The sequence below is a fragment of the Stenotrophomonas sp. genome, from assembly GCF_031995405.1.
GTDB lineage: Bacteria > Pseudomonadota > Gammaproteobacteria > Xanthomonadales > Xanthomonadaceae > Stenotrophomonas.
The window spans coordinates 32256-52961 of the sequence record NZ_DAMAGC010000002.1 but is presented as its reverse complement, the minus strand read 5'-3'; the positions used below and the strand labels follow the sequence as shown (position 1 = coordinate 52961).

General features: G+C 67.9%; 22 protein-coding genes and 1 other RNA gene. 7 read left to right on the top strand and 16 right to left on the bottom strand.

Annotated elements, in window-relative coordinates:
• Nucleotides 1–3: 3 nt before the first annotated feature.
• Nucleotides 4–999, top strand: coding sequence for a YiiG family protein (locus RTO53_RS00750; protein ID WP_312236014.1), 996 nt, complete (start codon nt 4–6; stop codon nt 997–999).
• Between the two features lie 223 nt (nt 1000–1222).
• Nucleotides 1223–2173: a YiiG family protein gene (locus tag RTO53_RS00745; RefSeq protein WP_312235984.1), complete on the top strand. Its 951-nt coding sequence runs from the start codon at nt 1223–1225 to the stop codon at nt 2171–2173.
• A gap of 84 nt (nt 2174–2257) precedes the next feature.
• On the opposite strand, the gene RTO53_RS00740 is transcribed toward RTO53_RS00745, so the two are convergent.
• A complete protein-coding gene (locus tag RTO53_RS00740; protein WP_312235983.1) occupies nt 2258–3130 on the bottom strand; it encodes an ion transporter in 873 nt (290 codons plus the stop codon).
• A gap of 64 nt (nt 3131–3194) precedes the next feature.
• On the opposite strand from RTO53_RS00740, the gene RTO53_RS00735 reads away from it, so the two are divergent.
• On the top strand, nt 3195–4424 hold the full coding sequence (locus tag RTO53_RS00735; RefSeq protein ID WP_312235982.1) for an acetylornithine transaminase: 1230 nt from the start codon (nt 3195–3197) through the stop codon (nt 4422–4424).
• 60 nt (nt 4425–4484) lie between these two features.
• On the opposite strand, the gene RTO53_RS00730 is transcribed toward RTO53_RS00735, so the two are convergent.
• Nucleotides 4485–5096 (bottom strand): HAD-IA family hydrolase, encoded by a 612-nt coding sequence (locus RTO53_RS00730; protein WP_312235981.1) that lies wholly within the window; start codon nt 5094–5096, stop codon nt 4485–4487.
• Nucleotides 5097–5256: 160 nt separating this feature from the next.
• Here RTO53_RS00730 and azu point away from each other — a divergent pair, with 160 nt between their 5' ends.
• Complete coding sequence (gene azu, locus RTO53_RS00725) at nt 5257–5667, top strand: azurin (RefSeq protein ID WP_312236013.1); 411 nt, start codon at nt 5257–5259, stop codon at nt 5665–5667.
• Between the two features lie 625 nt (nt 5668–6292).
• Here azu and hemL read toward each other — a convergent pair.
• Entirely contained in the window at nt 6293–7582 is a 1290-nt protein-coding gene (gene hemL / locus RTO53_RS00720; RefSeq protein ID WP_312235980.1) for a glutamate-1-semialdehyde 2,1-aminomutase, read from the bottom strand.
• Between the two features lie 15 nt (nt 7583–7597).
• Nucleotides 7598–8233 carry a thiamine phosphate synthase gene (gene thiE / locus RTO53_RS00715; protein ID WP_312235979.1) on the bottom strand — a complete coding sequence of 212 codons (636 nt, stop codon included), beginning with the start codon at nt 8231–8233 and terminating at the stop codon, nt 7598–7600.
• 72 nt (nt 8234–8305) lie between these two features.
• On the opposite strand from thiE, the gene RTO53_RS00710 reads away from it, so the two are divergent.
• Nucleotides 8306–8497: a rubredoxin gene (locus RTO53_RS00710; protein ID WP_312235978.1), complete on the top strand. Its 192-nt coding sequence runs from the start codon at nt 8306–8308 to the stop codon at nt 8495–8497.
• 94 nt (nt 8498–8591) lie between these two features.
• Here the strand turns inward: RTO53_RS00710 and RTO53_RS00705 are convergent, their stop codons facing one another.
• The 8 genes from RTO53_RS00705 to RTO53_RS00670 all read right to left on the bottom strand — a co-directional run bounded on the left by RTO53_RS00705 (nt 8592) and on the right by RTO53_RS00670 (nt 12751).
• Nucleotides 8592–9437 carry a tetratricopeptide repeat protein gene (locus RTO53_RS00705; RefSeq protein WP_312235977.1) on the bottom strand — a complete coding sequence of 282 codons (846 nt, stop codon included), beginning with the start codon at nt 9435–9437 and terminating at the stop codon, nt 8592–8594.
• Nucleotides 9438–9525: 88 nt separating this feature from the next.
• The gene (locus tag RTO53_RS00700) at nt 9526–9975 is read right to left on the bottom strand and encodes a DUF192 domain-containing protein (protein WP_312235976.1); all 450 of its coding nucleotides are present in this window, start codon (nt 9973–9975) and stop codon (nt 9526–9528) included.
• A 52-nt stretch (nt 9976–10027) separates the two neighbouring features.
• A complete protein-coding gene (rpiA, locus tag RTO53_RS00695; RefSeq protein ID WP_312235975.1) occupies nt 10028–10675 on the bottom strand; it encodes a ribose-5-phosphate isomerase RpiA in 648 nt (215 codons plus the stop codon).
• Nucleotides 10676–10703: 28 nt separating this feature from the next.
• Nucleotides 10704–11180: an EVE domain-containing protein gene (locus RTO53_RS00690; protein WP_137190237.1), complete on the bottom strand. Its 477-nt coding sequence runs from the start codon at nt 11178–11180 to the stop codon at nt 10704–10706.
• Between the two features lie 12 nt (nt 11181–11192).
• Nucleotides 11193–11795 (bottom strand): 5-formyltetrahydrofolate cyclo-ligase, encoded by a 603-nt coding sequence (locus RTO53_RS00685; RefSeq protein ID WP_312235974.1) that lies wholly within the window; start codon nt 11793–11795, stop codon nt 11193–11195.
• Nucleotides 11796–11874: 79 nt separating this feature from the next.
• Nucleotides 11875–12059, bottom strand: a non-coding RNA gene (gene ssrS, locus RTO53_RS00680) — 6S RNA.
• A gap of 177 nt (nt 12060–12236) precedes the next feature.
• Entirely contained in the window at nt 12237–12533 is a 297-nt protein-coding gene (locus RTO53_RS00675; RefSeq protein ID WP_259207475.1) for a cell division protein ZapA, read from the bottom strand.
• Complete coding sequence (locus tag RTO53_RS00670; protein WP_038686482.1) at nt 12530–12751, bottom strand: TIGR02449 family protein; 222 nt, start codon at nt 12749–12751, stop codon at nt 12530–12532. The genes RTO53_RS00675 and RTO53_RS00670 overlap by 4 nt, the downstream gene beginning before the upstream one ends.
• A 199-nt stretch (nt 12752–12950) precedes the next feature.
• On the opposite strand from RTO53_RS00670, the gene RTO53_RS00665 reads away from it, so the two are divergent.
• Together RTO53_RS00665 and RTO53_RS00660 are read left to right on the top strand one after the other, a co-directional pair.
• Nucleotides 12951–13499 (top strand): UPF0149 family protein, encoded by a 549-nt coding sequence (locus RTO53_RS00665; RefSeq protein ID WP_312235973.1) that lies wholly within the window; start codon nt 12951–12953, stop codon nt 13497–13499.
• 7 nt (nt 13500–13506) lie between these two features.
• Nucleotides 13507–14832, top strand: a complete 1326-nt coding sequence (locus RTO53_RS00660) for an aminopeptidase P N-terminal domain-containing protein (protein ID WP_312236012.1) — start codon at nt 13507–13509, stop codon at nt 14830–14832.
• Nucleotides 14833–14946: 114 nt separating this feature from the next.
• On the opposite strand, the gene pepQ is transcribed toward RTO53_RS00660, so the two are convergent.
• The 4 genes from pepQ to hemW all read right to left on the bottom strand — a co-directional run bounded on the left by pepQ (nt 14947) and on the right by hemW (nt 20666).
• Nucleotides 14947–16275, bottom strand: coding sequence for a Xaa-Pro dipeptidase (gene pepQ, locus RTO53_RS00655; protein WP_312235972.1), 1329 nt, complete (start codon nt 16273–16275; stop codon nt 14947–14949).
• An 82-nt stretch (nt 16276–16357) separates the two neighbouring features.
• A complete protein-coding gene (locus RTO53_RS00650; protein WP_312235971.1) occupies nt 16358–16717 on the bottom strand; it encodes a PilZ domain-containing protein in 360 nt (119 codons plus the stop codon).
• Nucleotides 16714–19212 carry a DUF1631 domain-containing protein gene (locus RTO53_RS00645; RefSeq protein WP_312235970.1) on the bottom strand — a complete coding sequence of 833 codons (2499 nt, stop codon included), beginning with the start codon at nt 19210–19212 and terminating at the stop codon, nt 16714–16716. The genes RTO53_RS00650 and RTO53_RS00645 overlap by 4 nt, the downstream gene beginning before the upstream one ends.
• Before the next feature lie 224 nt (nt 19213–19436).
• Nucleotides 19437–20666 carry a radical SAM family heme chaperone HemW gene (gene hemW / locus RTO53_RS00640; protein WP_312235969.1) on the bottom strand — a complete coding sequence of 410 codons (1230 nt, stop codon included), beginning with the start codon at nt 20664–20666 and terminating at the stop codon, nt 19437–19439.
• Between the last annotated feature and the right edge of the window lie 40 nt (nt 20667–20706).

The following is a 20706-nucleotide window of genomic DNA, read 5'->3' as shown; positions in this document are numbered from 1 at the left end:
ACCGTGCACGCCCCCTCCCGTGTGTGCCGCCGTATGTCCCGCCGAAATCATCACCTGTCCCTGGCTGCCGTCGTTGCCCTCGTCAGCCTGCTCGGCGCCTGCAGCAAGGGCGCTCCCGGCATGCCCAGCGCCCAGAGCATCGAGAAAACCAACGCCTACATCGCGTGTTTCAACGCGGTGGAGGGTCCTGTCCGCGAAGGGTATCTCCGTTACATCAGCTGGATGAAAGATCCGGAGGCCGGTCCTGCAGGAACCGAGAAGGGGATGCGCGGCCCTGGCGTGCCCCTGTCACACAACGTGGACCGATGCGAGGATCCGATTGTCGCCGCCCTGGCCATGGTGCCTGCGGATGTCGCGCTGGATCCCGTCGCCCGGGCGTACCAGCAGCGCTTCCTTGAACTACACGCGTTGATCGAGCAGGTAGACCGCTACTACACGCGCGAAGACTATCTGCGGGATGATCGCGCCGGCGTACGCAACCAGCATGGCCCTTTGATGCAGGCGTACGCGGCGTTCTTTCAGGCCAGCACCGTCCTGAACGCGGCGTTGGATGCGCGGGAAGATGAGCGCCGTCAGGCGCAGCTGGACGACATCGAAGCGGAACAAGGGCGCTCTGCCGCCTACTACCAGCTGAAAATCCTCGGCGATGGCAAGCAGCTGGTGACCCAGTTGGGCGGCCAGTCCCCGGATTTGGCGCTCGCGCGTGCCCGTCTGGCCGACTTCCAGGCGCTGCTGAAGCAGGCCCAGGCGGACAGGGTCGGTCAGGGGGATGCCATGTGGGGATACCTTGAGCGCGCCGCCGATGTGCTCGCCCGTGACGCGGGCCGTCGCGTCGAACGCCTGCAGGCCAACAAGCCACTCACCCAAAGCGAGAAGATGTTGATGCAGCGCGGTGGCCGGATCGGCAATCCGCAGGGGTCGGCCGAGGAACTCAACGCCAGCTACAACGACCTGGTCGCCGCCAGCAATCGACTGAGCCGGATCCGGGGTTCGCGCTGAACCTGTCGCGCTGCGGCGGGGCACGGATCCACGACCGCCGCTCGTCGCATCGGCACGGCCCCGCATCACCGAGCTGGAGCGTCTACGCGGTGGACCCATCACGCGCGCTGCTGCCGGATCTGTTCCTGGCGTGAGCCTGCGGCAGCGTTGCAGGGCGAGGGCGTCGACAAAAGCTCCACGCACAGCTGCTACTGTGCGTGCCGCCTTTTGTCTGGTCTGTTGAATGTCCCATCGCAAACGAAGTGCATCGCTTGTCGCAGCCATTGCCGTCATCGGCCTGCTCGGCGCCTGCAGCAAAGGCCCCTCGCATGCCGTCGATACCGAAGGCGTTGAAAAGGTGAATGCCTACGTCGCGTGTTTCAACGCCGTGGAGCAGCCGATTCACGAAGGCTTCCAGCAGTACACCGGCTGGATGCAGGATCCGAAGGCCGGCCCGACCGGCAAGGAGACGCACGTGCGCGGGCCGGGCATGGTGCTGTCGCACCGCGTCGCACTGTGCAATGAACCGATGGTGGCGGCGCTGGCGATGACCCCGGCCGATGCGGCACTCGACCCGCCTGCACGCGCCTATCAGCAGCGCTTCGTTGATCTGTACGCGCTGATCGAACAGACCGACCGTTACTACACCCGCGAGGACTATCTGCGTGACGACCACGCCGGTATGCGCGCCCAGCACGGCCCGCTGATGCAGGCCTACATGGTCTTCTTCGATGCCAGCGATGCGCTGGACGCCGCGCTGGAGAAGCGCGAGGACGAGCGCCGTCACGCCCAGCTGAAGGAGATCGAGGCGGCCGAAGGGCGCTCCGCGTCGTACTACCAGCTCCGGATCGTGGGTGATGCCAAGCAGCTGGTGGCGCTGCTGACGGCCGAGACGCCGGACCTGGCCGTGGCCCGCACCCAGCTGGCCGCCTTCCAGGCCCTGCTGAAGCAGGCCCAGGACGACAAGATCGGCAAGGGCGATGCGATGTGGGGCCACCTGGAGCGCGCTGCCGATGGGCTGGCCCGTGATGCAGGGCGTCGCGTGGACCGCCTGCAGGAAAACAAGCCGCTGACCCGCAGCGAGCAGTTGCTGATGCAGGGTGGGGGCCGTATCGGCAACCCGCAGGGTTCGGCCGAAGCGGTGACCGACAGCTACAACGATCTGGTCGACGCCAGCAACCAGCTGTCGCGCTAGGGCGCCGCAACAAGGCGCTGTCGGCAACGACAGCGTCAACGCGGCGGGTCGGCGAACGCCGCGCCGCGCGCCGGCCTGCAGGGCTCAGGCGTTGAACACCGGTGGCAGTTTCCCGCCGCAATGGCGGCAATGCAGCGCATCGGGCTCGTGGCCTTCCAGCCCACAGTGCGGGCAGCCGCGTGCATCGCGCCGTGCGGCGTGCTCGGCATCGCGCATGGTGCTGGCCAGTTCGGCGGTGTAGATCCCGGTGGGCACGGCGATGATGCTGTAGCCGATCAGGATCAGCACCGAGGTGACGAAGCGTCCCAACACGGTCTGCGGCACGATGTCGCCAAAGCCCACCGTGGCCATCGTCACCACCGCCCAGTACATGCTGCTGGGAATGCTGGTGAAACCGTGGTTGGGGCCTTCGATCACGTACATCAGGGTGCCGGCGATGATCGTGATGGTGACCACCGTGAACAGGAACAGCAGCACCTTGCGCCGGCTGCGCCACAGCGATTCCATCAGCACGCCGCTTTCTTCGATGTAGCGGGTCAGCTTGAGGATGCGGAACACGCGCAGGATGCGCAGCGCGCGCACCACCAGCAGGCTCTGCGCGCCGGGAATGAACAGGGACAGGTAGGTGGGCAGGATCGAGGCCAGGTCGATGATGCCCCACACGCTGAAGGCGTAGCGCAGCGGGCGTTTGACCACCGCCAGGCGCAGCAGGTACTCGGCGGTGAACAGGATGGTGAAGCCCCATTCGACCACGTAGAGCCAGTCCGCGTGGGCGATATGGAAGCGCTGCACGCTGTCGAACATCACCACCAGCACGCTGGCGATGATCGCGTAGACCAGCAGCAGGTCGAAATTGCGCGAGGGCCGGGTGTCGTGGCGGTAGATGATGTCGAACCAGGTCCGGCGCCAGCCGGTCTCGGTGGCGGGATTGAGCTGGGGGGCACTGAACGGTCGCATGGGCGCATTGTGCCCCAGCCGGTGGAAGCGCGAGAATGGGCCTTCCCTGACCACCCTGACTGCCATGACCGCCGCCGCCACCGATCCGCTCCTGTCCCTGTCGCATTACTACCTGCCGGTCTACAAACCGCGCCAGGTGGTGCTCGAACGCGGCCAGGGCGCGCGCGTCTGGGACACCCAGGGCCGTGAATTCATCGACCTGGCCGCCGGTATCGCGGTGTGCGGCCTGGGCCACAACGACCCGGACCTGACCGCCGCGCTGATCGAGCAGGCCGGCAAGCTGTGGCACACCAGCAACGTGTTCTACAGCGAGCCGCCGCTGCGCCTGGCCGAAGAACTGGTCACTTCCTCGCGCTTCGCCGAGCGGGTGTTCCTGTGCAACTCCGGCGCCGAAGCCAATGAAGTGGCGATCAAGCTGGTGCGCAAGTGGGCCTCTTCGCAGGGCCGTCCGGCCCACCAGCGGGTGATCGTGACCTTCCGCGGCAGCTTCCACGGCCGCACGCTGGCGGCGGTAACCGCCACCGCCCAGCCCAAGTACCAGGAGGGCTACGAGCCGCTGCCCGGTGGCTTCCGCTACGTCGATTTCAACGACGAGGTGCAGCTGGAAACCGCGATGGCCGCCGGCGACGTGGCCGCGGTCATGCTCGAGCCGATCCAGGGCGAGGGCGGCGTTATGCCGACCAAGCCCGGTTTCATGCAGCGCATCCGCGACCTGTGCGACCAGCACAATGCGCTGATGGTGCTCGACGAGATCCAGGCCGGCATGGGCCGCACCGGCACCCTGTTCGCGCACTGGCAGGACAACATCAAACCGGACATCGTGACCCTGGCCAAGGCCCTCGGCGGCGGTTTCCCGATCGGCGCGATGCTGGCCGGCCCCAAGGTGGCCGAGGTGATGCAGTTCGGCGCGCACGGCACCACCTTCGGCGGCAACCCGCTGGCCGCCGCAGTGGCGCGCGTGGCGCTGCGCAAGCTGTCCTCGCCGGAGATCGCCCACAACGTCAGCCGCCAGTCGCAGGCGCTGCGCGATGGACTGGACAGGATCAACGACGAGTTCAAGGTGTTCAGCCAGGTCCGTGGCCGCGGCCTGATGCTGGGCGCGGTGCTGGACAGGGATTTCGCCGGCCAGGCCGGCGCGATCCTGGACCACGCCGCCGACCATGGCCTGCTGACCCTGCAGGCCGGTCCGGATGTACTGCGCTTCGTGCCGGCGCTGAACATCACCGATGAAGAAATCGCCGAGGGCCTCAAGCGGCTGCGCGCCGCGATCGCCTCCTTCATCGCCTCACGGTAGAGCCGACCGTTGGTCGGCTGCCGTTGTCCTGGGGTAAACGCAGCCGACCAACGATAGGTTCTACGCCAGGCCGTAGCGCTTCAACACCTTACCGATGCTGCGGCTGTCGGTCGCCGTTTCCGCGTGCAGTCCTGCCTGCCGCGCACCGCGCACGTTGACGAACAGGTCATCGATGAACAGCGTGCGCCCGGGGCGTGCGCCAATCCGCACCATGGCCTGGGCGAACACGGCCGGGTCCGGTTTGCGTGCACCGAGTGCGCCGCTGCACAGGATGCGCCCTTGCAAGGCCTCGGCGAGGGTGGGGAGGATGCGCGGGATGGTCGGAACCATGAGCGCGCCGTTGTTGGTCAGGATGGCGATCGGCAGGTCGCGCGCGATGCGCTCGATGCGTTCGATCACGCCGGCCTGCGGCGGCGACGCGGCAATGCGTGCGTCCTGCCATTGCGCGACGCTCACCGTGGTACCCAATGCAGCACCCAGTTGCAGCAGATAGAGCGCACTGTCCAGCCCGGCATCATGCTGTTGCTCCAGCCCACTGTCGAACAACGCCGCCTGCACCAGTGCGGCGCTGCGGCCGGTGCTGGCGGCAAGGTGACGCACGCGCAGGTGACGCGCATGGCGCACCAGCACACCATCGAAATCCAGCAGCAGGCAGTCCACGGCAACCGGCATCGGCAACGTTCGTCCAGGTCCAGTGCTGACCGTAACCTACTTGCGGCACGCGCTGCGACATCGCGTCGCAGGTGGGCGGCGAGGCGGCTGTCTAGAATCTCCGGACTGATTGTTGGAGATCGCCGTGAAACTGCTTGCCCCCGTGTTGCTCGCCGGCCTGATGCTGGCCCCGGCTGCCCATGCCCGCGTGTGCGCGGTCAACATCGACAGCACCGACCAGATGAGCTACAGCCAGAAGGAGATCAAGGTTGGCGCGGACTGCACGCAGGTGAAGCTGACCCTGCGCCACACCGGCAAGCTGGCAGCCACCGCGATGGGCCACAACTGGGTGCTGACCCGCAGCGCGGACTATCAGCCCGTGGCGATGGCCGGCATGCGCATGACCCTGGCCGACAGCTACCTGCCCAAGGGCGATGTACGCGTCCTTGCACATACGCCGGTGATCGGTGGCGGCCAGAGCACCAGCATCACCTTCGCCACGGCCAAGCTGGCCAAGGGCGGCGACTACACGTTCTTCTGCTCGTTCCCGGGCCACTTCGCGATGATGAAGGGCCGATTCGTTTTCGGTTGAGGCGTGGCTGCCGTCCTGCGGCTGCACGCAAGCTCTGATCGAACAGCAGCCACGCATGGCGTGGCTCTACGGTGGTCGGATCGCCCGGGTAGAGCCACCCCATGGTGGCTGCACGCAATGCCTGATCGAACAGCAGCCACGCACGGCGTGGCTCTACGGTGGTTGGATCGCGCGGGTAGAGCCACCCCATGGGTGGCTGCACGCAATGCCTGATCGAACAGCAGCCACGCATGGCGTGGCTCTACGGTGGTTGGATCGCCCGGGTAGAGCCACCCCATGGGTGGCTGCACGCAATGTTTGATCCCGCTCGAACAGCAGCCACGCATGGCGTGGCTCTACGGTGTTCGGATTGCCCGGGTAGAGCCACCCGATGGGTGGCTGCACGCAATGTTTGATCCGGCTCGAACAGCAGCCACGCACGGCGTGGCTCTACGGTGGTCGGATCGCGCGGGTAGAGCCACCCCATGGGTGGCTGCACGCAATGTTCGATCCCGCTCGAAGAGCAGCCACGCATGGCGTGGCTCTACGGTGTTCGGATTGCCCGGGTAGAGCCACCCCATGGGTGGCTGCACGCAATGTTCGATCCCGCTCGAACAGCAGCCACGCATGGCGTGGCTCTACGCGGTCAGCCGTTGACTGCCTTGAACGCTTCGCGTGCCGCGTCGAGGGTTGCGTCGATCACGCTGTCATCGTGCGCGCTGGACATGAAGCCGGCCTCGTACGCCGACGGCGCCAGGAACACGCCGCGCTCGAGCATCGCGTGGAAGAAGGTGTTGAACGCGCTGATGTCGCAGGACGTGGCCTGCGCATAGGTTTCCACCTTCTGGTCGGTGAAGAACAGCCCGAACATGCCACCGACCTGGTTGGTGGTCACGGCCACGCCGGCCTCGGCGGCAGCCGCTTCCAGTCCGGCGCACAGGCGCGCGCTGGCGGCGCTAAGGCGGTCGTGGAAACCCGGCGCCTGCACCAGCTCCAGCATCGCCAGACCGGCTGCCATCGCCACCGGATTGCCACTGAGCGTACCGGCCTGGTAGATCGGGCCGGCCGGGGCGATCTGCGACATCAGGTCGGCGCGGCCACCGTAGGCGCCCACCGGCATGCCGCCGCCGATGATCTTGCCGAAGGTGCTCAGGTCCGGGGTGATGCCGTAGTACGCCTGCGCGCCGCCGAGGGCGACGCGGAAACCGGTCATCACCTCGTCGAAGATCAGCAGTGCGCCGTACTGCGTGCACAGCGCGCGCAGGTGCTGCAGGTAGCCCTCGCGCGGCGGGATGCAGTTGGCGTTGCCAACCACCGGCTCGATGATCAGACCGGCAATATGCTCGCCCTGTTCGGCGAACAGCGCGGTGGCCGCGTCGAAATCGTTGTAGGGCAGGGTGAGCGTGAGTTCGCTCAGGCCCGCGGGCACGCCCGGCGAGGTCGGCACGCCCAGGGTCAGCATGCCGCTGCCGGCCTTGACCAGGAACGAGTCGCCGTGGCCGTGGTAGCAGCCTTCGAACTTGACGATGCGGTTGCGGCCGGTGGCGCCGCGCGCCAGGCGGATCGCCGACAGCGTCGCTTCGGTGCCGGAGTTGACCATGCGCACCATTTCGCACGACGGGATCAGCCGGGTGAGGGTATCAGCCATCACCACTTCGGCTTCGCACGGCGCGCCGAAGGACAGGCCGTTGTTGATCGCGTGCTTGACCGCCTGGCGCACGCTGGCATGGTTGTGGCCGACGATCATCGGGCCCCACGAACCGACGTAGTCGATGTAGCGGTTGCCGTCGACGTCGTACAGGTACGGGCCATCGGCCCGCTGCACGAAGAACGGCTCGCCCCCGACCGACTTGAACGCGCGCACCGGCGAGTTGACGCCGCCCGGCAGAAGCTTCCGGGCGCGGGTGAACAGGGCGTGGGATTGGTCGTGGTTCATGGGGTGTCCTGGGTATTACGGGAACTGGGCGAGGAAGGCGCGCTGGGTGGCGACCGGATCGGCGGCGGCGAACACGCTGCTGACCACGGCGACCAGATCGGCACCGGCCTCGATGAGGGGACCGACATTGTCCGGGCTCAGCCCGCCGATCGCCACCCGCGGTACGCCCAGTGCGGCGCTTTGCCGCAGCAGGTCGACGGTGGCGCGGCTGGAGGTGATCTTGGTGGTGGTCGGGAAGAACGCGCCGAAGGCCACGTAGCTGGCCCCGGCGGCCACGGCCCGTTCGGCATTGGCGAGCTGGTCGTAGCAGGATGCGCCGATGATGGCCGTAGGCCCGAGCAGGCCACGCGCGGCGCCGATGTCGCCATCGGTACCGCCCAGGTGCACGCCGGCAGCGTCCACGGCTTGGGCCAGCAGCGGGTCATCATTGATGATCAGGGGCACCCGGTGCTGGGCGCACAGCGCCTGCAGGGCGGTGGCCTGGGCCTGTTTCAACGCCGCGTCGGCGGTCTTGTTGCGGTACTGCAGCCAGGTCGCGCCCGCGGCGAGCAGCGGCGCGGTGCGCGCCAGCAACCGCGCAGTGTCGGGCTCGTCAGGGGTGATCAGGTAGACGCCACGCGGGCGTACGGTGGAGGCTGAAGCAGGATTCATCGGTGGCTACCGGTAGCACGACGGGAGTGGGACAATGGCCATCGCCAGTTCTTGTCCAACCGTGATTATCCAATGACCGACGCCACCGCCACCACTTTCCGCACCTGGATGTGCGTTGTCTGCGGCTTCCTGTACAGGGAAGAAGAGGGCTTGCCGGACGAGGGCATCGCGCCGGGCACCCGCTGGGAAGACATCCCCGATACCTGGACCTGCCCGGATTGCGGCGTGACCAAGGACGATTTCGAGATGGTCGAAGTCGATTGAAGGCAGCCGAGCATGGCTCGGCTCTACCCGTACGAGGTCCTGGTCCCCCGGTGGTAGTGCCGAGCCACGCTCGGCAACCAGGCACCCGAAACCCTCAATGCAACCGCGGCGCCCGTCCGCCGATCTCCACCAGTTGCTCGCGCACCCACTGCGCGTCGGTGGCCTGCCCGTTGCGCTGCAGGTACAGGGCCAGATCGCGGTGCGCGCCGGCCTGGTAGTCCAGGTGCAGGTAGGCCAGGCCGCGATCGCGCAGGGCATCGTCCTGTTCCGGGGCCAGCTTCAACAGACGGTCCGCACTGCGCGCTGCGCGGTCCCATTCGCCGCGTTCCACGTACACGCCATGCAGGTTGCGCAGCATGCGCATCAGGATCGCGCGCGCCGGGGCCGCATCCAGGATCTGCGCCAGCACATGGTCGTCCGGGGTTTCCCCGCCGAGGTGCGAACGCGCTCGCTCGCGCAGTTCTTCCACATCCAGCGGGCGTCCGCCGTTGAACGGGTCCATCACCAGCATGCCGTCATCCACCGGCAACCGCACCAGGAAATGCCCGGGGAACGACACCCCGTCCAGCGGAATGCCGAGCCGGCGCGCGACTTCCATCTGCACCAGCGCCAGTGAGATCGGGTTGCCCAGGCGGCGTTCGAACACCTGGTTGAGGTAGCTGTTGCGCGGGTCGTAATACTCGCCGTGGTCGCCGCCGTAGCCGAGCTCGTCGAACAGGTGGCGGTTGACCGCGGCGATCTTCAGCGGCCAGTGCTCGATGGTGTCCACCTCGGTGCGCAGGTGGTCGGCATGACTCTGCAACAACGCGTCGTAGACCTTGGGGTCCAGGTCGGGGTATTCGTCGCGGGCGATCAGCAGCGCGGTGGGCAACAGCGGCAACGCCTCGTCGTCCAGCTCGGCCAGCGAATCCCACGTCGGCAATGTCATCTGCCCCTGCATGGCTACAGACTGGCGACAAACGCGACCGGTTTCAAGCAGCCCGGCGTGAAAAGACCGGGCGTGCCTGACATGCACGCAGGGCGTGGATTCAACGGTCGGCGATGCCCGGACCGAAGGTGATCTCGGTGCCGTCCTTCAGACCGAGCTTTTCCGCCTGACCGGCGTTGAGTTCGAGCACGTAGCGGGCCGGGCCGCTGCTGGGATAGGGCGGGCAGCGGTCGCCGGCCGAGCACGGCGGCACGTCGCGCTGCTGGCTGACCAGTCGGCGCTGGTCGTCGAAGTACAGGATGTCCAGCGCGATCTTGGTGTTCTTCATCCAGTACGCCTGCAGCTCCTGGCGTTCATGCAGGAACAGCATGCCGTGGTCGGCGGGCATCTGGTCGCGGAACATCAGTCCGCGCGCGCGGCTGGCGTCGTCGGTGGCCAGTTCCACCTGGTAACGGGCACCGCCCAGTTCCACCCAGTGACGGGCCCCGGTGCTGGCGCAGCCGGTCAGGGACATCAGGAGCAGCAGTGGCAGCAGGCGGATCAGCGACATCGGGTCTACCTCGGAAGGAAAAAAGGCCGGCCATCGCTGGCCGGCCACGGAATCAGAACACCTTGGGCGGCTGTCCGCCGACGATCACCACGTCGGCCGGGCGGCGGGCGAACAGGCCCACGCTGACCACGCCGGGCAGCTGGTTGAGCTCGCGCTCGAGCTTGACCGGGTCGGTGATCTGCAGGTGGTGGATGTCCAGGATCGCGTTGCCATTGTCGGTGACCACGCCTTCGCGCCAGGCCGGCTGGCCGCCGGTCATTTCCATGATCCGGCGCGCGATCAGGCTGCGTGCCATCGGGATCACTTCCACCGGCAGCGGGAAGCGGCCCAGCACCGGCACCTGCTTGCTCGGATCGATGATGCACACGAAGCGCTCGCTGGCCTCGGCGATGATCTTCTCGCGGGTCAGCGCGGCGCCACCGCCCTTGATCAGGCACTTGTTGCCGTCGCACTCGTCGGCGCCGTCCACGTACAACGACAGGTTGCCGGTGTGGTTGAGCTCCATCACTTCGATGCCATGCGACTTCAGCTGGGCGGTGCTCTGCTCCGAGCTGGACACGGTGCCCTTGATACGGTGCTTGATGCGGGCCAGGCCGTCGATGAAGTAGGCAACGGTGGAGCCGGTGCCGACCCCGACGATCATGCCGTCTTCGACGTATTCCAGGGCTTTTTCGGCAGCCAGGCGCTTGGCTTCGGACATGGCGGGAAACTCTTGAGGGAAAGGGGGATCAGTGTTTTTCCAGCGACAGCAGCAGCTTCCACTGCGCTGCGGTCACCGGCAGGATCGAGAGGCGGTTGCCGCGCGCGGTGAGCGGGAAACCCTCGCCCAGCGCATCGGCATGCAGCTTGATCTCGTCCAGCGAAATGGTGTCGCGCAGTTTGCGCTCGAAGGCCACGTCCACCAGCATCCAGCGCGGTTCTTCGCGGGTGGCCTTGGGGTCGTAGTAGTCGGACTTCGGGTTGAACTGGGTATCGTCCGGGTAGGCCTCGCTGGCCACGGTGGCGATCCCCACGATGCCCGGCACTTTGGTGTTGGAGTGGTAGAACAGCACCCCGTCGCCGACCTTCATGCCGTCGCGCATGAAGTTGCGCGCCTGGTAGTTGCGCACGCCATTCCAGGGCTCGCGGCCCACGCGCTGCAGATCATCGATGGAAAAGGCGTCCGGTTCGGACTTCATCAGCCAGTAGCGCTTGCGTGCGGTCATCCGTCTTTCTGTCTATCGCGTGAGGTACCGGCCATCGGCCGGCACCGGAACAAGGGTGGTCGCTTCGGTGCAGATCGCATCCACCGCGACGTCCCAGGGCTGCACCGGCAGGTCATCGACCTGCTGGACCGAGAAGCCGACCCCGACCAGCCACGGCGGGGCCGGTCGCTGGTGGCGGAATGCGAAGCTGCGATCATACCAGCCGCCTCCCATGCCAAGGCGCCGGCCCAGCGCATCGAAACCGACCAGCGGGGCGACCACCAGCGCCATCTGCTCCGGGGCCAGCGTGGCCTCCGGCGCGACGTCGGGTTCGGGAATGCCGTAGCGGTTGCTGGTGAGTGGCTGACCGGGACGCCAGGGCGCGAAGCGCAGGGTGTCGCCGTGCAGGATCGGCAGGCAGTACTGCAGCGCTGGCGGCAACTGCATCTGCCAGCGGTGCAGCGCGATCTCGCCATCCATCGCCCAGTAGCCGGCAACGAAGCCGTGGGTGGGTGCGAACGGAAGCTGGAGCAGGCCATCGGCCAGTTGCTCGGCCGCGGCCAGGCGCTGCGCGGCGGGGATGTCTCGGCGGCGTTGGCGCAGCTGCTGGCGCAGTGCGGAGCGCGGGTCGGTCATGCCTGGGTCCGGGGCGAGGTGCGGGCGCGGATAAAACAAGAGCGACGTCCCGATGGGGCGTCGCTCTTGCAGGAATACTGCATTCTCCGCGGTGACGATGCGTGCGAAACGACCTTGAACCCGGGGTTCAAGTGGGTACGCTGGGACTCCTTCGGGCTTCCCGCTACAAGGCGGACTTGCACTCCCGGCGCCGTCGCGCACCCGTGGTCGTAATTAAGGGACAAGGCGAATGTTTGCACACGCCGTCGTTCACAGCAGAGAACGCGTCGCCATTATAGCCAAGCACGCGCCGAGCGATAGGCCGTTCGTCGGTCCGATTGCAGCTGAATTCAGATCGATGACGGTAATGCGATGGCCGCGTGCAATGAAACATCGCGTGGAACACCGTACCGCCGCCGCTTGCGCCAATGATCCCGGTAGAGCCGACCGTTGGTCGGCTGCTCACGCCCCGTCGATCGCCCGATCCAGGCGCCGGTTCAAATCGGCCAGCGTCTGCTGCAGGGCCACGGCCTGGCGCGCATGTTCATCGCGCAGCTGCTGCAGTTCGTGGGCCAGGTTCAACGCGGCCAGCACGGCCACCCGGTCCACGGCGGCCATGCGGTTGCTGCCCCGGATCTCGCGCATCTTCGCGTCCAGCAGGCGCGCGGCGGCAGTGAGGATTTCGCGTTCCTCCGCGCCCACGCCCACCGTGTATTCACGGTCCAGGATGCGGACACTGACCGGTTCGGTCTGGCTCATGTGTGCTGCTCCAGGGACTTGAGGCGGGTGATCATCGCTTCGACCCGGGAGCGGGCCTGTTCGTTCTTGGCCAGCAGCTGGGAGCGCTCGGCCACCAGTTGTTCCTGCTGGTGGCGCAGGCTGCGGTTTTCCTCGGCCAGGCGCTGGTTGCGTTCCAGCAACGCCTCCACCCGGGCGGCGAAGGCCTGCAATTGGGTGATGGCGTCGGAAGGTTCCATGTCCGGCACGATAGGCAAGGGCGGTGGAGGCGGTCAAGCGAATAATGACGGGGCCTGCGGCGGCTGGCCCGCGGTCCCTGCCGGGAGCGCCCCGGGTGGCGATCGCGACCCGAAGCGGACGGGCGGATTGCTACACTGTGACGCTGCCAGAGCGCCGCCCACCGGGGCTGCTGGCGCCTTTTTCCGATCGAGCCCCAAGATGACCGAACTTCCGAGTGTCGATGACGTGAACCAGGCCAGCCAGGCGTTGGGCCTGGGCGCCACTGCCGCTGAACTGCATGGTGGCCTGTGCGGCTGGCTGTCGGCCGGCGGTGCGCCGGTGCGTGAATGGCCGGCGCGGGTGCTGGCCGATGACAACCTGCCGCTGCCGACCGACGGCGATGCGCTGTCGCGGCTGCTGAGCGCCAGCGTGGCGCAGCTGGAGGACCGCGACTTCGCCTTCGAACTGCTGCTGAGCGATGACGCCGATACCGCCGCGCAGGCCGATGCGCTGTTCGCCTGGGCGCGTGCGTTCCTGGGCGGCTTCGGGCTGGGCGCGGGCGGTCAGCGTCCGCCGCTGTCCGAAGAGGGCGAAGAAGCCCTGAGCGACCTGGCCAAGCTGGCCCAGGCCTCCAGCGAAGACTTTGAAAGCGGCAACGACGATGACGAAGACGCGCTGGCCGAAATCGAAGAGTTCGTCCGCGTGGCAGTCCTGCTGCTGCACGGCGACTGCGTGATGGCGGCACGTCACCGGCAGCGCCTGAACTGAGATGGATATCCGGCAGCTGACCGGCATCTCCGCCGCCGAATACGCCCGTCGCCGCCAGCAGTTGATGGACATGGCCGGCGACGATGCGATCCTGGTACTGCCGGCCGCCGCCGAGCGGGTGCGCAGCCTGGACACGCATTATCCGTTCCGCCAGGACTCCGATTTCTGGTACCTCAGCGGCTTCCCCGAGCCGGACGCGGTGCTGGTGCTGATTCCGGGCCGACGCCATGGCGAAGTGATCCTGTTCTGTCGCGAGCGCGATGCCGATCGTGAAGCCTGGGATGGCGCGCGCGCCGGCCAGGAAGGTGCGGTGTCGCAGTACGGGATGGACGATGCCTACCCGATCGACGATCTGGACGAGATCCTGCCCGGGCTGCTGGAAGGGCGCTCGCGGGTGTACTACCACTTCGGGCGCGATGCCGATTTCGATCTCAAGCTGATCGGCTGGGTCAACCAGGTACGCGCGCAGGTTCGACATGGCGCGCAGCCGCCGCATGAATTCCTGGAACTGGGCCACCTGCTGCACGAGCAGCGGCTGTTCAAGTCCAGCGCCGAGATCGCGCTGATGCAGCGCGCCGCCGACATCAGCGTGCAGGCGCACGCGGTGGCGATGCGCGTGGCCCGGCCGGGTATCCACGAATACGAGCTGCAGGCCGACCTGGAGCGCGAGTTCCGCGCCAACGATGCGTGCGCGGCCTACAGCAGCATCGTCGGCACCGGCGCCAACGGCTGCATCCTGCATTACCGCGACAACAGCGCGCGTTCGCGCGATGGCGACCTGGTACTGATCGATGCCGGTGCCGAGTACCGCGGCTACGCCAGCGACATCACCCGCACGTTCCCGGTGAACGGCCGTTTCAGTGCCGAGCAGCGCGCGCTGCACGACCTGGTCGGCGCGGCGCAGGCGGCGGCGCTGGCCCAGGCGAAGCCGGGCAATGCCTATGAAGCCGGCCATCTCGCGGCGGTGCAGACCCTGACCGAAGGCCTGCTGCGGCTGGGACTGCTGAAAGGGACGTTGGAAGAGAACATCGCCGACGGCCACTACCAGCGTTTCTACCGGCACAAGACCGGTCATTGGTTGGGGCTGGACGTGCACGACGTGGGCGATTACCGCCTGGCCGGCGACTCGCGGATGCTGGAGCCGGGCATGGTGTTCACCATCGAGCCGGGCCTGTACGTGTCCGCCGACGACCGCAGCGTGGAGGCGCGCTGGCGCGGCATCGGCATCCGTACCGAGGATGACGTGTTGATCACCGGGGACGGCCACCGGGTGCTGACCGCGGCCCTGGCGCGCAGCGCCGATGAGATCGAAGAGGCGATGGCCTCGCGCTGACGGCACTACCGGGCGTGGTTGCGGTTCCTGCGCCCCGGTAGAGCCACCCCATGGGTGGCTGCTCCGGGATCCGGCACCGCGCGCAGCCACCCATGGGGTGGCTCTACACCCCCCTCAATCGGCTGCCGCGAACGCCGGGCGGGTCAGGTTGTCGGCGTCGGCCTCGGTGCACAGCACCTCGTCTTCGATGCGGATACCGCCGTAGGGCCGGAAGAAATCGACCCGCGTCCAGTCGATGCTGTCGCCGTTGCCGGCCTGCTTCACTTCGTCCAGCAGCATGTCGATGAAGTAGACGCCGGGCTCGATGGTAACCACCATGCCCGGCTCCAGCACGCGGGTCAGACGCAGGTAGGGATGGCCCTGCGGGCGCTCGATGCGGCCGCCGCGGTCGCTGGCGGCGAAGCCGGCGACGTCGTGTACCTGCAGGCCGATCAGGTGGCCCAGCCCGTGCGGGAAGAAGGCCGCGCTGACGCCGGTGGCCAGCGCCGCTTCCGGGGAGACCTTGAGCACGCCGAAGTCCTTGAGGATGCCCATCAGCGACAGGTGCGCGTCCAGGTGCAGTTGCTTGTAATCCACGCCCGCGCGCACGCCGGCCGCCATCTGCTGCTGGGCGGCGTCGACCGCATCGATCATTGCCTGGAACTCGTCGTGCCCGGCGGCCGCGTAGGTGCGGGTGATGTCGCTGGCGTAGCCGCAGGCACTGGCGCCGGCGTCGATCAGGAAGCTGCGCAGCGGCGTCGGCGCGCTGCGGCCGAGGTCGGTGTAATGCAGCACCGCGGCATGTTCGTTCAGACCGATGATGTTGCCGTACGGCAACTCGTTGGCATCCTGGCCGACCGCCCTGCAGTAGGCCATGTGGATCTCGAACTCGCTGGCGCCGGCGCGGAACGCAGCTTCGGCAGCGCGGTGGCCACGGACGCCCAGGCGCTGGGCCTGGCGCATCAGCGCGATTTCATACGGGGTCTTGTAGCCGCGCTGCCAGTCCAGGTAGTGCAGCACCGGTTCGGGGTTGTTCGGCGCGAATGCGCCCAGCGTGCTCTGTGGCTCGCCGAGGATGGCGCACCGTGCCGGGTCGGAGGGCAGCAGCGCCAGCGCCTGCTCGGCGGTACGGATGATCTCGATGTCGAAGTGGTCCACCCACCAGCCATTGGGGGCGTCGGGCACCACGTGCCAGTAATCGAACGGCTGGAAGAAGATCACCTTCGGGCGCTGGCCCGGGGTGTACACCAGCCAGCTGTAGGGCAGCCTGGTCAGCGGCAGCCAGGCCTTGAAGTTCGGGTTGACCGCATAGGGGTAATCGCGGTCGTCGAACACCTGGTAGTGCTGGGTGCCGCTGGGGATCACCAGATGATCGAAGCCGCCGCGTGCCAGCGCTTCGTCGGCGCGCTGGCGCAGCACGCTGACGTGGTGGGAATACAGGGCGCCGAGGTCTGGCTGGTTCATCGCGGGGGCTCGTTCGACAGTGCGGAATGCAGCCCCTGATTCTGCCGCAATCGGCTGCGGCGCGCTGTGCCGGAACCGGCACTCAGCCCGCCGAAGTTTCCTGTGCGATCCACTCGCGCAGCTGCTCGCGGTGCTCGCGGCTGAGGGTGAGGAAGCGGAAACCCACCCAGGCCTGGCCCGGTGCGTGGGTCTGCTCGCTCCACAGCAGGTGCGCGCCCACGTCCAGCGCCAGCAGCTGGCCCTGCGGCCCCGGGATGGCGAACTGCAGCTGGTACAGCGCGTCGTCGTGCATGGGCACCGAGGCCAGCATCAGCATGCCGGTCTCGGAGACGTTGCCCAGCCGCCCGACCACGCTCTCGGCCAGCATGTCGGTGACCGGAACCAGTTCGGCGACCTGGCGGCGTGGCGCGCGGCGGGTATCGGTGTCGGTATCGGTGCTCATTGCGCGCTCTCCACGGCGGGGCCGGTGCCGGCCAGCGAACGCAGCGTACGCAGCGTGGCCTGCCAGGCACGGTCGATCAGGCGGCTCTTGTCCTCGCTGACGATCCGCACCTGGCCATGCGCCATCAGCCGCGCCAGCGCATCCAGCGAATGCTCGCCGACCTTCTGTCCGCGCGGATTGACGAACAGTGCGTTGTCGGTGAGCAGGCTGTACCAGGACAGGCGCTGCCGGCGCAGGTCGCCCTGCTGGTTGGTGGTGAACTCGAACCAGGTGCCGAACGGCAGCGTGCGCAGCTGGCGGTAGCAGTCTTCCTCGGTGACGGTACGTGCCAGCGGCGCCACTTTGCGCGCTTCGTTGCCTTCGGCGTGTTCGCCCAGCCGGGTGCGGGCGCGGATGCGCGCGGTCAGTTCCGTGCGTGAACTGCTGTCATCCTCGCCGCCGGGGGTGGACAGGCGACGGGCGATCGCCGCGGCTTCATCCTGGTGGTAGCCGACCTGGGTCAGTGCGCTCTCGACCTGGCCGCCGAGTTCGGTGTCACTGGCCCCGGTACCCGGTGGCAGGCAGGTGACCTCGGCGATGCGCGCGGTTTCCTGCGCGCGCTGCTGCCATTGTTCGGAACCTTCGCCGTGGCGCAACAGGGTCAGCGTGAGCACATCCGACCAGGCCTGCTTGAGCAGCGACTGCACGAAGCGGGGTGGCGCGGCCTGCGCGCACACCTGTTCGATGCTGGCACCGGCCTGCTGCTTGGCTGCTTCCAGGCGTTCCTTGCCGCGGGCGGCTTCCACGTGGCGGCGCTCGGCCAGTTCGGCCTTGTGCGCCAGCGCGCGGAAATGCTGCTGGATGTCTTCGTTGGCCGCATCGAACACCGCGGCATCGCCCTGGTAATCGTCGACCACCTGGTCAACCGCTCGGCCGAGCTTCTGCACCAGCTGCGGGTCCACGTCTTCTTCGCCGAGCCAGTTGGCACCGGCTTCGGCCACGGCGTTGAGCAGCTCACGGGCCGGGTGCTGGTCGCGCACGAAAAACGCCGGGTCGGACAGCGCCGCGCGTGCCACCGGCACCTGCAGGCGGGCAAGCAGGTCGGCGGCGACCGCGTCGGGGCGCACTTCGCGCTGGATCTGCCCGTAGAGCATGTCCAGCAGATCGAAGGTGTCGTTGTCCTTGACCGTCAATGCCGCCTGCGGGCCATGGTCGGCCCGCATCTGCGCCAGCAGCGCATTGTGCAGGTCGGCCATGCTGCGCCGCGCGCTGCCGCTGCCCACGGCCTGCGCCTGCAGCTTGGCCAGGGTGGCATGCACGGTCTCGGTAGCCACCGCGACCGGGGAGGGCGCTGGCGAGGACGACGTGGGCGAGGCAGGCGCTGCCGCCGTACCGTCACCGTCGGCAGCGCTGTGGGTATCGCCAGTGCCAGTGACGTGGCCGGTACTGCCAGCGGTCTGCCCGGCGGCGCCGGCAGTGGCGCCGGCAACAGCGCCGCCGCTGGCCTGACGTGCCGCGCCGAGCAACTGGTGCAGCGCCGACATCGCCGGGGCGGACAGGTCCTGCGCAGCGCCCGTCGTGGCCTCCGGGGGCGCCTGCGTGGAAGTGGTGGACGCAGACGGCGTAGCCGCCGGGCGTAGCGAGGCGGGCAGGGCGCCCATGGCTTCACTGGTCATCGCCGCCCAGCTGCCGCTGCCGGCCGAACCGCTCCAGCCGGTGAGCGGACGGGTGACCTTGCCGCCTTCGCGTGGAGCCGCGTTGCGCTCCGGGCCGGTGACGATGCGACGGGTGGTCGCCGAGCGCGCCAGGTACGGGGTGTAGACCAGACCGGGCAGGATGCCTTCGTGCCCCAGCAGGATGTTGGCGCGTTCCAGCAGTTCGCCGAGTCGCTCGATCAGCTGGCGGTCGAACACCCGGTACAGCGCGAGCTGGGTTTCCATGCCCAGGTCGAAGCGCTCGCCCAGCCCGCGCACGATCCCGCACAGCACCTGCGGGCCGAACGGCAGGTCCTCGACATCGAACGCCGGCCCGGCGGCGAGCACGCCAAAGCGCTGCCCGAGCAGCTGCAGCGCACTGGCCGAACGCTGGGTCTCGCGGCGGATGATGTCCACCAGCACGATGTCACGGTCGATGTCGGTGTCGGCGACCAGGGTCAGCGTGGTGGCGGTCATCGCCGCCGTGGGCGTGACCGGGGCATGGCGGATGCGCGGCTCGCGCAGAGCGGCCAGCGTGGTGGCCAGTTCTTCCAGAAAACAGGGGGCGAACTGTGCGTTGACCTCGTGCAGGCGCCGGGCCTGGGCGTAGATGTCGGCCTGGATCTGGCTGTTGTGCGCGCGCTCGGCCTCGCGGAACAGCTCGCGTTCCAGTTCCACGATGGTCAGCTTGAGCGGGTTGGCCAGGGTCTGCGCCGCCAGTGCATGCAGGGCGGCCAGCAGCCGGCGCACGCGCGGCGGCGCGGCCACGCTGGCGAAACGGGCCGGGTCGGTCTGGGACGTTGAAGGTGCGGACGCAGACATCCGTTGTGGTTCCGGCTCCCCTGTGTGCACAGAATCTACCGTTTTCACCCGGCCACCGCCAGAAGGAATGCCCCGACAGCGTAGCGCCGGCCGGGGGTGGCTGTTCTGCATGGGCTTGCCGGGCCGGAGCACGTCGGCCGACCCGTGGCCTCCGACCAGTGGCGGGCGATCAGGGGCGGGCGATCAAGAGCCGACGATCAAGAGCAGCCGACCAACGGTCGGCTCTACGGCAGGAACAGCTCGACCACGTCGTTGGTGAAGCGCCGGCCCAGCTCGGTGGGACGGGCATGCTCGCCGTCGAGCGTCATCCAGCCACGCGCGATGGCGGCCTGCAGCGGCGCGGCGATGGCGGCCCGCGCCAGCCCGGTGCGCGATTCGAAGTCCTTCAGAGTGAAGCCTTCATGCAGGCGCAGCAGGTTGAGCATGTACTCGAACGGCAGGCGCTGCGCATCGATGATGTCATCGCCGCCGATCGCCGCGGCGCTGCCGGCAGTGTCCATGAACGTCTGCGGATGCTTGTGCTTCCAGCGGCGCAGCACGTGCTGTTCGGCGCCACTGCTGATCTTGCCGTGCGCACCCGCGCCGATGCCCAGGTAGTCGCCGAAGCGCCAGTAATTGAGGTTGTGCGCGCTCTGTCGTCCCGGTCTGGCGTAAGCGCTGACCTCGTACTGGGCGTAGCCGGCGTCGGCGAGCAGGGCCTGGCAATGCTCCTGGATGTCCCACGCCGAATCCTCGTCGGGAATGCCCGCAGGGGGCTTTGCGAAGAACACCGTGTTCGGTTCCAGGGTGAGCTGGTAGTGCGACAGGTGGGTGGGCTGCAGCGCAAAGGCGCGTTCCAGGTCGTGTTCTGCCTGGGCAAGCGTCTGCTGCGGCAGCGCATACATCAGGTCGATGTTGAAGTTGTCGTAGCCGGCGTCCTGGGCCAGCTTCACCGCGCGCTCGGCTTCGCCGCTGTCGTGGATGCGGCCCAGGCGCTTGAGTGCCTCATCGTTGAAGGTCTGGATGCCGAAGCTGATCCGGTTCACCCCGGCAGCGCGGTAGCGGTCGAAGCGACCGTGCTCGGCGGTGCCCGGGTTGGTCTCCAGGGTCACCTCCAGGTTCGGCGCGAAACGCAGCCGGGCCGAGGCCGCCTGCAGGAAGCGGTCGATCGCCTCCGGCGGGAACAGGCTGGGCGTGCCGCCGCCGAAGAACACGCTGCTCACCACCCGGCCCCAGACCAGCGGCAGGTCCTGGTCCAGGTCGCGGATCAACGCGTCGATGTACGCCTCGAACGGAAGTTCACCCTTGGCCGCGTGCGAGTTGAAATCGCAGTACGGGCATTTGCGCACGCACCACGGCAGGTGCACGTACAGCGACAACGGCGGTGGAATCAGCCGCAGCTCGTGCGCGTGGTCGTGATCGCCGGTGCAGTGCTCGCCGGGCAGGTGGTCGCAATGGTCGTGTGGCTGCGGCATGGCATTCAACGGTAGTGCCGGCCGCCGGCCGGCTTTCCAG